Origin of the sequence: Thalassomonas sp. M1454 (assembly GCF_007097525.1) — a bacterium.
In the GTDB taxonomy this organism is placed as follows: Bacteria; Pseudomonadota; Gammaproteobacteria; order Enterobacterales; family Alteromonadaceae; genus Thalassotalea_A.
Window position 1 is genome coordinate 517,015 of sequence record NZ_VKDD01000002.1, and the last position, 12,228, is coordinate 529,242.

Consider the following 12,228-nt stretch of genomic DNA (forward strand, 5'->3'; position numbering starts at 1 on the left):
AGGCAAGTATAATACAAACTTTTAGCACCTATAAGGTGTTTTTTTAATTTAAAATACAAGTGACATTACGTATGTGTCACCACTGTTGAGGAAATAACGTGCCAGTAATTACTCTCCCAGACGGAAGTCAACGCTCATTCGAACAATCTGTTTCTGTAATGCAAGTAGCATTGGACATAGGTCCAGGTCTTGCTAAAGCAACTATCGCCGGTCGTATTAACGGTCAATTAGTTGATGCTTGTGAATTAATCCATGATGATGCGAAATTACAACTTATCACCAGTAAAGATGATGAAGGTTTAGAAATCATTCGTCACTCTTGTGCGCATTTATTAGGGCACGCAATAAAACAATTATACCCAACGGTAAAAATGGCGATTGGTCCAACAATCGACAATGGTTTTTACTATGACATCGATTTAGATGAAAAACTAAATGATGAAGACTTGGTTAAGCTTGAAAAGCGTATGACTGAGCTTGCTCGTACTGGCTACGAAGTAGTGAAGAAAACAGGTACTTGGCAAGATGCGTACGACGCATTTACAGAGCGCGGTGAAACTTACAAGTTAGAAATTCTTGATGAAAACATTGATAAGTCAGATACACCTGCACTTTATCATCACCAAGAATACATTGATATGTGTCGTGGTCCTCACGTACCAAGCATGCGTCATTGTCATCACTTTAAACTAATGAATGTTGCTGGTGCTTACTGGCGTGGTAACTCAGACAACAAAATGCTGCAACGTATCTACGGCACAGCATGGGCTGATAAAAAGCAACTTAAAGCTTATATCCAACGCTTAGCAGAAGCTGAAAAGCGTGATCACCGTAAAATTGGTAAAACATTAGATTTATTCCACTGGCAAGAAGAAGCGCCAGGCATGGTGTTTTGGCACAATGACGGTTGGACGATTTACACTGAATTAGAAAAGTTTGTTCGTGAAAAACTGCACGAATACGACTACGACGAAGTTAAAGCACCAATGATGATGGATCGCACCTTGTGGGAAAAATCAGGCCATTGGGGTAAGTACAAAGACGCAATGTTTACTACTGAGTCGGAAAAACGTGAATACGCGATTAAACCGATGAACTGTCCAGGTCACGTACAAATTTTTAACCAAGGGTTAAAATCTTACCGTGATTTACCACTGCGTATTGCTGAGTTTGGTTGTTGTCACCGTAACGAACCATCTGGTTCATTACACGGCTTAATGCGTGTACGTGGCTTTACCCAAGATGATGCTCATATTTTCTGTACTGAAGATCAAGTACAAGCGGAAGTGACTAAGTGTATCGAAATGGTATACGACGTATACGGCTCATTTGGCTTTGAAGATATCGTAGTTAAATTATCGACTCGTCCTGAAAACCGTATTGGTAGCGACGATGTTTGGGATAAAGCTGAAGCTGGTTTAGCTAAAGCACTTAGCGACAGCAACATTAAATTTGAGTATTTACCAGGTGAAGGGGCGTTTTACGGTCCTAAAATTGAATTTACTTTAATGGATTGTTTAGGTCGTGCGTGGCAATGTGGTACAGTACAACTAGATTTTGCTTTACCAGAGCGTTTAGGCGCAACTTATGTTGGTGAAGACAACGAACGTTACACGCCAGTAATGATCCACAGAGCGATTTTAGGTTCATTAGAACGTTTTATCGGCATTTTGATTGAAGAATATACTGGTAAGTTCCCAACATGGTTATCGCCAATTCAAGTTTCGGTGATGAATATTACCGATAAACATAGCGAATATTGTAGCCAAGTTGTAAAAAAACTGAAAGAAAACGGATTTAGAGCCAAAGCAGACTTGCGTAATGAGAAAATAGGCTTTAAAATCCGCGAGCATACTTTGAAACGTGTTCCTTATTTACTTGTAGTAGGTGATCAGGAAATGGAATCAGGCGAAATTGCCGTTCGTACACGTTCAGGTGAAGATTTAGGAAAATTGTCGGTGGATGACTTTATCGCTAAACTAAGCGAAGAAGTAAAAACACGGGCATAATTAGGGCGATGTGCCCATTAAGTTCTCTAGGAGGAACAGGCTATTAAAGGTGGTCAAAGAGGCGGTCAAAAAGAACCGCAACACAAACTGAATGAGCTAATTACAGCTGAAGAAATTCGTTTAATTGGTCTAGAAGGCGATGCATTAGGTATTGTTTCATTAAATGAAGCCCTTGATGCTGCTGAAAAAGCTGGTGTTGATTTAGTAGAAATCAGCCCAACAGCCAAACCACCAGTTTGTCGAGTAATGGACTACGGTAAGTTTTTATACGAGAAATCGAAAGAACTTAAAGAACAAAAGAAGAAGCAAAAACAGATTCAGGTTAAAGAAATTAAATTTCGACCTGGAACTGATGAAGGCGATTATCAGGTCAAACTACGCAACCTGAGACGCTTTTTAGAAGGTGGCGATAAGGCTAAGGTTACATTACGTTTCCGCGGCCGTGAAATGGCCCATCAAGAGCTAGGTATCGATTTACTGAACCGTGTTAAAGCGGATTTGGAAGACTTAGCAACATGTGAATCTTTCCCTCGTAGAGTGGAAGGACGTCAGATGGTGATGGTGCTTGCCCCAATCAAAAGATAACTTTTGGTCGTTAAAGTAAATCAACCTTTCTGTAAACAATAGGTTGGTTTCACCACTATTATCTTTTTTAACCGGTAGCAGAGGCATACAAGTAAATTTTTAAAATTTCGCCCCATGTTACTTAATATTTGGCATAAAACAATGCGGAGTTATCCCATGCCTAAAATGAAAAGCAATAAAGGTGCTGCAAAGCGCTTTAAGAAAACCGCTTCTGGTGGTTTTAAATGTAAACAAGCCGGTCTACGTCACATCTTAACTAAGAGACGTACCAAAGTTAAGCGTCACTTACGTGCAAAAAGTATGGTTGCTAAGTCTGATATTAAATCAGTTGTAGCAATGTTACCTTACGCTTAATTACAGGAGATATAGACAATGGCTAGAGTAAAACGCGGTGTTCAAGCACGCGCACGTCACAAAAAAGTTTTAAAACAAGCGAAAGGTTATTACGGAGCACGTTCACGTGTTTATCGTGTTGCTTTCCAAGCTGTAACCAAAGCAGGTCAATACGCTTACCGCGACCGTCGTCAACGTAAACGTCAATTCCGTCAACTTTGGATTGCTCGTATTAACGCTGCATCACGTCAAAATGGTTTATCTTACAGCCGTTTCATTAATGGCCTTAAATTGGCTTCTATTGAAATCGATCGTAAGATCCTTGCTGACATCGCAGTATACGATAAAGCAGCTTTCACTGTATTAGTAGAAAAAGCGCAAGCTGCTCTATAATATAGTTAAAGACTTTTGAAAAGGACGCCTCGGCGTCCTTTTCTCTTTCTAATAAAAGAAAAATAATATATAAGTATCAACAACAGATTACCTAAGTAAATTTATAATTTTGAGAAGCTAGAAGCTAGAAGCTAGAAGCTAGAAGCTAGAAGCTAGAAGCTAGAAGCTAGACAAAGTTTATTTAGGTAATCTCTCTAGAGCAAAGCATATTTTGCCTTGCTTCTTTATGATTTTTGAAACTCACCTCCGGTTTAACTGATTAATCAGTATAACAAAAAGGCCGGTAATACAACTGATAAAATATTTCGGGAATGAAATCATGACAATTGCTAACAAAGTATTAGCTGTTAACAACGATTTACCAATTCGTACAGACAAGCCTGTGCACAGCGGCAAGGTTCGCAGTGTTTACTGGCTAACAGAAGACGACAGTCGTCGTTTAATTAAAGAGAAGGGCTATGACGTAGCCGAAGACTCACCATTAGCGATTATGGTTATCTCAGATCGTATCTCAGCGTTTGATTGTATTTGGCATGGTGAGGGAGGAATGCGTGGCGTCCCTGGTAAAGGTGCCGCTCTTAATGCCATTTCTAATCACTGGTTTAAATTATTTAAAGAGAATGGTTTAGCCGACAGTCATATTTTAGATATTCCTCATCCATTTGTTTGGATTGTACAAAAAGCTAAGCCAGTAATGATTGAAGCGATTTGTCGTCAATACATAACTGGTTCAATGTGGCGCTCGTATGAAAAAGGCGAACGTGAATTCTGTGGTATTAAGTTACCAGAAGGATTAGCTAAAGACAGTAAATTACCTGAGCTATTACAAACACCTTCAACAAAAGGTATTTTAGAAGGCATTCCAGGCGTACCAGCACAAGACGATGTAAACATTACTCGTAAGAATATTGAAGACAACTTTGCTGCGTTTAATTTTAAATCGGCTAGTGATATTGCTGTTTATGAAAAATTATTAAAACAAGGTTTTGATTTAATTAGTGGTGAGCTTGCTAACATTGAACAAATCTTTATCGATACTAAATTTGAATTTGGTTACGTTACTGACGCTGCCGGTAATGACAAGCTTATTTATATGGACGAAGTAGGCACGCCAGATTCGTCACGTATTTGGGATGCTAACGAATACGCTAAAGGCAAAGTCGTTGAAAACTCTAAAGAGGGATTCCGTCAGTTACTACTTAATCATTTCCCTGATCCTGATATTTTATTAAATAAAGATCGTATGGATGAGCGTGAAGCGTTAGCTCGTGATAATGAATTACCTGAGTCGGTATTAATGGCGGTATCTGATACTTACACAGGTATTGCTGAAAAGATCACAGGTGAAAAGATTGTTATTTCTGATGATCCGAAAGCTGAAATCATTGAAATTTTACGTAATGAGTACAAGTTAATCGATTAATATTGGTTAGCTAATCAGGTTACTTGTAAACAAAAACAGGAAGCTATGCTTCCTGTTTTTTTTGAGACTTAGGTATGTAATATACTTTTTAGCTAGAAGCTAAAGATCCCGTATCAAGTACGGGATGACGAAGTGGCGCTTTCTGTTATAGATCCCGTATCAAGTACGGGACGACGAAGTGGCGCTTTCTGTTATAGATCCCGTATCAAGTACGGGACGACGAAAGGGCGATTTCTGCTATAGATCCCGTATCAAGTACGGGATGACGAAGTGGTGCTTTCTGCTATAGATCCCGTATCAAGTAAGGGATGACGAAGTGGCGCTTTCTGCTATAGATCCCGTATCAAGTACGGGACGACGAAGGGGCGTTTATCGCTTTCTAACTACAGCTATATTTTCTATATCGAGGTTACGTTTACAGATAACTTCAGCATTTGTCCGGGTTGTAAGTACTTTTTACGACTTAGTTTATTCCAGCGTTCAATATCACTTATGCTTACTTTAAACTTGTTGGCAATACGGTCGAGTGAATCACCACTGCGTACTTTGTAATTAATATTACGCATTACTGAAGAGCCAGAAGCAGACGTTGATGCCGTTGTTGCAGAGCCAGTCCAAATTGTTAGTTTTTGTCCTAAACGCAACATATCTTTTGGTGCAAAACCATTCCATTTAGCAATTTGACCGCTAGTTACTTTATATTTTTGCCCTATATCCCATAAAGTATCGCCACTTTTTACAGTGTGCGTTATTTTATTGCCACTACCTTTTTTGGCTATCTTAGTTTTGCGTACTTGCTCGTAAGACTTATATTTATCTAACGATTGCGCAGCGGTTGGGATAAGAAGGTATTTACCAGCTCTAATATTGTTATTAGCTAGGTTGTTCGCTTCTTTAATAACGGTGATCGTTGTATTAAAACGATTCGCGATAGCACCTAAGTTATCGCCATTTTTAATCTTATAACGTTGCCAAGACAATCTATCGTCTTTACTTAGTTTGGCTAAACCAGCTTTAAATGCTTCAACTTTATTATTTGGAATAAGTAAAGAGTGCGGGCCATTAGGGGCCGTTGCCCAGCGGTTAAAACCAGGGTTTAACGCATGTAACTGATTTATTGTTAAACCTGCTAAATCTGCAGCTAGGGCTAAATCAAGTTGGCTACCAATATCAACTTGGCTAACAACAGGCTTATTATCTATGGCGTATAAGGTTAAGTTAAAGTCGTCAGGACGTTTAACTAAATCGGCCAGTGCTAATAACTTAGGTACGTAATCTCGAGTTTCTTTTGGTAACTTTAAATTCCAAAAGTCTGTTGGTTTACCTTTACGGGCATTGTCTCTTACTGCACGAGAAACACGGCCTTCGCCAGAGTTATAAGCAGCAAGAGCTAATAACCAATCGCCATCAAAACGTTTGTGTAAGTAGCGTAAGAACTTCATTGCGGCTTGTGTTGAAGCGGCTACGTCACGACGTCCGTCGTACCACCAGTCTTGTTTTAAGCCAAACTGTTTACCGGTACCAGATAAAAACTGCCACATACCAGATGCGCTACCGTGTGAGTAAGCAAACGGGTCGTAAGCACTTTCAACAATAGGTAAAAGCACTAACTCCATTGGCATATCGTGTTTTTCAATCTCTTCAACAATGTAATAGATAAATGGCTCAGAGCGTTTTGCCACGCGGTCCATATAAGAGTCGTGTTTGGCATACCAATTGCGCTGAGCGATAACTTTACTATTTTGCGGGATGTCAAAGTGTAGTTGACCACGAATTCTATCCCATAAATTATCAGATATTACCGCACTGTCTTTATCGCTTAATTGGATGTCTACATCATCTTTTGGGTGAATTACTTTAGCAGACTCGTCTGCAAGTAAGGCTTGGTAAATATCGACGTTGTTGGCAAGTGATGGATCATTTGCGGTTGAGTAATCATCGAGATCGTCATTGTTGGCCAATTGCATATTTTGACAACCGACAAGGAAAGTTAACGATAATGGGAATAGGATTTTTTTCATGAATGCTCTTTATTCAATGACGCGAAAAATTGAACGCTGCGTCTAAATGACTTTATGACCAAGGTTAAAAGTTATCTTTTAGGCTACGAATTATAGCAAAAACTTTTACATCGGTTTCTAATAATTGTGTTGATTGCTGCTCAGCAACCTGTTTAATGCTACTACAATGGCTTCTTAAAAAAGGATTTATTTGCTTTTCTAAGCCAATAGTAGAAGGGATTGTGGCTATATCTTTAGCTCTTAAATCGACTACTTTTTCATAGTAACTTTGTAGTTGACTGTTTTTAGGCTCAATAGTTCGGGCAAAATGTAAATTAGCTAATGTATATTCATGTGCGCAGTACACTTTAGTGTGCTCTGGTAAATTCGACAATTTAGTAAGCGAGTTAAGCATTTGCGCAGCAGTACCTTCAAATAAACGGCCACATCCGCCAGAGAATAATGTATCACCACAAAATAAAACATCATCTTTGTCTGTTGAGTTATTTAAACAAGCGCAGTAATACGCTATATGACCAGAAGTATGGCCTGGTAGGTCAATAACTGAAAAGCTAAGTGCACTATCAAATAAGCTAATAACATCGTCTTGTACAAGCTTTTGGTCAAGTAATTTGATGTTTTCAGTTGCGGGGCCATAAATGGTAATTGCTGAGCCGTTAGCTTTAGCAAACTCAAGCAATTGAGCTAAACCGCCTACATGATCGCTGTGGTGATGGGTTATTAAAATGTCGGTTAAATGCAGGTTATTTTGCTCGATAAAATCGATACAAACATTGGCATCGCCAGGATCTACTAACACACAATGTGAGTTACTTGTATTGATGATGCACCAGATAAAATTATCTGAAAATGCGTGTATTGCTTTTATCTCGAACATATTACTTTAAATGACCACTTAACTATTTCTTTGAGTATAACTGTTATAGCAAGGTTTTTAAATTTAGTTATGCAACTTTATCACTTATGCTTATGCTGTTTACTCATAAGCGCTTGCTAAGTTATATAGTGAAATTAATATTACTTAGTTATATAGTGGATGTACCTAAAGATTTATATTGATGTCGATTAATTTGATGAAACCCGCGTTAGCCTTTAATAAACCGCAAGAGCCTTTGCATTGGCAAGATATGCCAAATGGGGAATTAATCGCGCAGCACATTGAAGACAATCTTAACCTTTGGTGGCCAAGGATCTTTGGTTATCACTTACTTAAACTTGGTTCATTAAGTGCTGCAATCGATTGCTCGCTCGCTATGATCAAGCATCAAGTTATGGTGAATGACCGTAAAGGCTTTGCCGATGTTATCGCCGATATTGATGATTTACCTTTTACTCAACACAGTGTTGACGCTTGTTTGCTTAGTCACAGTTTAGAATTTGCCATCGACCCTCATCATGTATTACGAGAAGCGGATAGGGTATTGATACCTAATGGTCATATGGTGATCACCGGTTTTAACCCCATTAGTTTTGCTGGGCTAAATAAAATAATTCCATTTCGCCGACAAGAAACGCCATGGCATGGCCGATTTTTTACTCCAATGCGAGTTAAAGATTGGTTGAATTTACTTGGTTATGAAATATTAGAAGACAAACGTATATTACATCGCAGCTTACATTCGCCGATAAAATCTAACGGTTGGTTATCTAATCAGTGGCAACGCTTTGCCAATAATTATTTATCATCATTTGGCTCTGTCTATATTATTGTAGCTAAAAAACGGGTGCATCCATTAACGCCAATCAGACCAAAATGGAAGTTAAGGCCAAACTTTAAACCGGTCAATGTATCGTCGATGCAAGGCAATAACCATTCTTCTTCAATTAAAAAAACAACCTAAGGGTTATTAACTTTAATGTCATCTCCACTATTCTTAGCCATTGATTTTGGTAGCCAATCGCTGCGAGTCTGCTTAATTGATGATAAAGGCAATATAGTGCTAAAAGAGGTGGTGAGTAACTTTCATTATCTCAATCCCAAGCCAGGTTTTGTTGAACAAGAATGCCAGTGGTTTTTGCAGCAACTGCTGATTGCCTGTAAAAATTTAAGCGCTAAGGCTGTTAATAACCATATTTGCCTATCACGTATATCTGCCTTAGGCATAACCACAATGCGTAATACCTTGTTTAATCTCGATGAAAACGGTCAAGGTTTGTGCAGAGCGATTGTTTGGAACGATCAACGTTTGGCAAAACAATTACCAAAGCTCGCTTGGTATTGGCGCTTACTTTTTAATATTGGCAATGTATTTATGCCAATTAAAGATGAAGTTACTAAGATGCAAGCAAGTGCTTTCATCAATCATACTCATGAACACCAGTTAGAGTTGTGGCAAAAAACGCGACATTTATTACTACTTTCCGGTTACTTACAGCAGCAACTTACCGGAAAATACGTAGACAGCACAGCTAATATTATCGGCTATTTGCCATTTAACTTTAAACAGCTCCGTTGGTTTGGTAAATATGCATGGCAATATCAAGCATTAGCGGTTAAATCACAGTGGTTACCGCAGTTAGTTAGTCCAGGGGAAGCTATCGGTAGTATCCAACCTAAAGCAAGTAAAGAACTAGGGTTAGAGCAAAATATCGATGTAGTTGCTTGTGCCTCTGATAAAGCTTGTGAGGTGTTAGGAGCAGGTTGTTACCAAGATGGGCAAGTACACATAAGTTTAGGCAGCGCGGTAACTGTCACCCGAGTATCGAATAAGTTTGTTCGCCCCAAAGCTTTTTATCCGGCGTACCCTAGTACTATTAACGGTCAGTATTTAACAGAGTTTATGTTGCCGCAAGGTTTATTGTTATTAACAACGTTTATTGATCGCAATAAAAACGCGTTTAGCTTTTTACTTAAAGATAAGGTAGTCGGCCAAAATCTTGAACAATTGATTGAAATATATATTAAAGCGAATAAACTTAGCGCCAATGGGCAAGTGTTCGACTTTAACAAGGTTAGTCATGGTGAAGCGATTGAGCAAGGCTTCTTACACCCAGAAAATAGCGATGTATTTAGCCAATATATCGCGTTAGTAGAAGCAATTATTGACGGCATTTATCACTCTTTAAAGCTAAGCCAACAACGATTTAACTCGCCAGTTGAGCAAATTGTTGTTACCGGTGGTGGAGCAAATTCGTCATGGTTATTGCAAAAGTTAGCTAATAAATTAAAAATGCAGTTACACAAGCCTCAAACTGAGCAAGCTGGTTGTTTGGGTGTCGCGATAACTTTAGCTGTGAATAAAGGCTTATACTTAAATTATCAACAAGCAGTGAAACATATGTGTCGACTTGATACTGTCTATACACCAGCTTAATCTTATATAACACGATAAAAATAGAAGAAAGATATGCAAAGAAAACAATTTCAGCAGTTACTCAATGACGTACTTAAACCTGATCGTATTAAAGACTATTGTCCAAACGGTTTACAAGTGCAGGGCAGTGATGTTGTTGAAAAAATTGTGACTGGTGTTACTGCCAGCCAAGAATTAATTGATGTGGCTATTGCAAAAGGCGCCGATACTTTATTAGTTCATCACGGTTACTTTTGGAAAAATGAAGCATACAACATCACAGGCATAAAACATAAACGCATTAAATCTTTGCTAGTAAATGACATTAACTTATTTGCTTATCATTTACCGCTCGATATTCATGAAACCCTTGGTAATAACGCCCAATTAGCTAAGCTACTAAATATAAAAGTAACAGGCCCGTTAGAGTTAGATAATCCTGTATCGGTTAGCTTGCAAGGTGAACTGGCTCATGCAACAAGCGCGCAAGACTTTCAAAAGCAGATCTCAACAGCACTGAACCGTGAAGCTATGCACATTAGTGCTCCATCAAATAAAAAAATAAAAACTCTAGCTTGGTGTACAGGCGGTGGTCAGGGCTATATTGAACTTGCCGCCGAGCTTGGTATTGACGCTTTTATTACCGGTGAAGTGTCTGAGCAAACAACACATATTGCCAGAGAAATGGATATTCACTTCTTTGCTGCTGGCCATCATGCAACTGAGCGTTATGGCGCGAAAGCGTTGGCTGAATTTTTAGCACAAGAGCATGGCTTTGATGCTGAATTTATCGATATTGACAATCCAGTTTAATTCCCACACAAGTACCCGCACTGGTACACCAGTATAACTTAGCTCCTCTAATCCTTGGTTAACACTTTTTTACAGGTGTTAACTAAGTGTTGCATTTCTTTTCTTGAAAGTTAAATTTCTTTTGCTATTCTTATTTAAAACATAGAGTTAATTGATTTTTATAGGAATATCAAAGATGAGTAATGCGCAAACAAAATATAGTTTGTTAAGCAAATCCTTTCATTGGGTCTCTGCCATTGCGGTTATATTTTTATTCGCACTAGGTTATTGGATGGTTGAACTTACCTACTATAGTAGTTGGTATAAAACTGCCCCTCATATACATAAGAGTATCGGTATTTTACTTTTCATTGTTACCGTACTTCGTCTCATTTATAAAGTTAAACAGCCAAGTGTAGAGCCAATTTCAACACATAGCTCAACCATTAAGCTTATTTCTAAACTTACTCATATTGGGCTCTATCTATTGATGATCGTTATTATGTTCAGCGGCTATTTAATCTCAACTGCTGATGATAGAGGTATTGAAGTATTTAATTTATTCACTGTGCCGTCTATGGGGGAGTTATTCCCTAATCAAGAAGATACTGCAGGCTTAATCCATGAGTATTTAGCTTATACCATAATAGGACTTGTTGTCTTGCATGCTGCGGGCGCTTTAAAGCACCACTTTATTGATAAAGACGACACGTTAAAAAGAATGTTAAACAAGTAAAACTGACTAACATATTGTTCAACAACATTAGTAAACCAAAGTAATAAAAGTAAAACATAAGGATACATAAAATGAAAAAATCTTTAATAAGTGCATTAATTATTGGTTCAGCAATGGTTTTACCAGCACAAGCAGCCGACTACGTTATTGATGATAAAGGCGCACATGCCGCTATCAACTTTAAAGTAAATCATATGGGCTTTAGCTATGTAACTGGTCGTTTTAATAAATTTACAGGTACGTTTACCTTAGATGAAAAAAACGCTAGTAACTCAAAAGTTTCGGTAACAGTTGATACTACGTCTATTGATACTAACCATGCAGAGCGTGACAAGCACGTTCGCAGTGGTGACTTTTTAGAAGCAAGTAAATTTAACAAAGCTACATTTGTTAGTACAAGCGTAAAAGATAAAGGTAACGGCAAGCTAGCTATTACTGGTGATTTAACTTTACACGGCATTAAAAAATCAATCGTTATTGATGCCGTAAAAATTGGTGAAGGTAAAGATCCATGGGGTGGTTACCGCGCTGGTTTCGCAGGCTCTACATCAATTAGCATGAAAGACTTTGGTCTTGCTGATGTGATGGACTTTGGCGATATCACTTTTGATCTTCATGTTGAAGGTATAAAGCAGTAATTTAA

The 12,228-nt window shown here is 38.4% G+C and carries 12 protein-coding genes; 10 read left to right on the top strand and 2 right to left on the bottom strand.

Annotation, left to right across the window (positions count from 1 at the left end; genetic code table 11):
- The first annotated feature begins 98 nt into the window (after positions 1-98).
- The 5 genes from thrS to FNN08_RS04225 all read left to right on the top strand — a co-directional run bounded on the left by thrS (position 99) and on the right by FNN08_RS04225 (position 4,743).
- Complete coding sequence (gene thrS / locus FNN08_RS04205; RefSeq protein WP_143583498.1) at positions 99-2,009, top strand: threonine--tRNA ligase; 1,911 nt, start codon at positions 99-101, stop codon at positions 2,007-2,009.
- A gap of 42 nt (positions 2,010-2,051) precedes the next feature.
- On the top strand, positions 2,052-2,594 hold the full coding sequence (gene infC / locus FNN08_RS04210; RefSeq protein WP_143583499.1) for a translation initiation factor IF-3: 543 nt from the start codon (positions 2,052-2,054) through the stop codon (positions 2,592-2,594).
- 156 nt (positions 2,595-2,750) lie between these two features.
- Positions 2,751-2,948 (top strand): 50S ribosomal protein L35, encoded by a 198-nt coding sequence (gene rpmI, locus FNN08_RS04215; protein WP_135437245.1) that lies wholly within the window; start codon positions 2,751-2,753, stop codon positions 2,946-2,948.
- An 18-nt stretch (positions 2,949-2,966) separates the two neighbouring features.
- Positions 2,967-3,320 carry a 50S ribosomal protein L20 gene (rplT, locus tag FNN08_RS04220; protein WP_143583500.1) on the top strand — a complete coding sequence of 118 codons (354 nt, stop codon included), beginning with the start codon at positions 2,967-2,969 and terminating at the stop codon, positions 3,318-3,320.
- A gap of 319 nt (positions 3,321-3,639) precedes the next feature.
- Positions 3,640-4,743: a phosphoribosylaminoimidazolesuccinocarboxamide synthase gene (locus FNN08_RS04225; RefSeq protein ID WP_143583501.1), complete on the top strand. Its 1,104-nt coding sequence runs from the start codon at positions 3,640-3,642 to the stop codon at positions 4,741-4,743.
- 398 nt (positions 4,744-5,141) lie between these two features.
- Here FNN08_RS04225 and FNN08_RS04230 read toward each other — a convergent pair whose 3' ends face one another.
- The gene (locus tag FNN08_RS04230) at positions 5,142-6,764 is read right to left on the bottom strand and encodes a LysM peptidoglycan-binding domain-containing protein (protein ID WP_143583502.1); all 1,623 of its coding nucleotides are present in this window, start codon (positions 6,762-6,764) and stop codon (positions 5,142-5,144) included.
- A 64-nt stretch (positions 6,765-6,828) separates the two neighbouring features.
- The gene (gloB, locus tag FNN08_RS04235; protein ID WP_143583503.1) at positions 6,829-7,641 is read right to left on the bottom strand and encodes a hydroxyacylglutathione hydrolase; all 813 of its coding nucleotides are present in this window, start codon (positions 7,639-7,641) and stop codon (positions 6,829-6,831) included.
- Positions 7,642-7,837: 196 nt separating this feature from the next.
- Between gloB and FNN08_RS04240 the strand changes: the two genes are divergently transcribed.
- From FNN08_RS04240 to FNN08_RS04260, 5 genes are all read left to right on the top strand, one after another.
- On the top strand, positions 7,838-8,605 hold the full coding sequence (locus FNN08_RS04240; protein ID WP_143584560.1) for a class I SAM-dependent methyltransferase: 768 nt from the start codon (positions 7,838-7,840) through the stop codon (positions 8,603-8,605).
- A 15-nt stretch (positions 8,606-8,620) separates the two neighbouring features.
- Positions 8,621-10,078, top strand: a complete 1,458-nt coding sequence (locus tag FNN08_RS04245) for an FGGY family carbohydrate kinase (protein ID WP_143583504.1) — start codon at positions 8,621-8,623, stop codon at positions 10,076-10,078.
- A gap of 33 nt (positions 10,079-10,111) precedes the next feature.
- The gene (locus tag FNN08_RS04250) at positions 10,112-10,870 is read left to right on the top strand and encodes a Nif3-like dinuclear metal center hexameric protein (RefSeq protein WP_143583505.1); all 759 of its coding nucleotides are present in this window, start codon (positions 10,112-10,114) and stop codon (positions 10,868-10,870) included.
- Positions 10,871-11,045: 175 nt separating this feature from the next.
- Entirely contained in the window at positions 11,046-11,585 is a 540-nt protein-coding gene (locus FNN08_RS04255; protein ID WP_143583506.1) for a cytochrome b, read from the top strand.
- Positions 11,586-11,656: 71 nt separating this feature from the next.
- Positions 11,657-12,223, top strand: a complete 567-nt coding sequence (locus tag FNN08_RS04260; protein ID WP_143583507.1) for a YceI family protein — start codon at positions 11,657-11,659, stop codon at positions 12,221-12,223.
- The last annotated feature ends 5 nt before the right edge of the window (positions 12,224-12,228 follow it).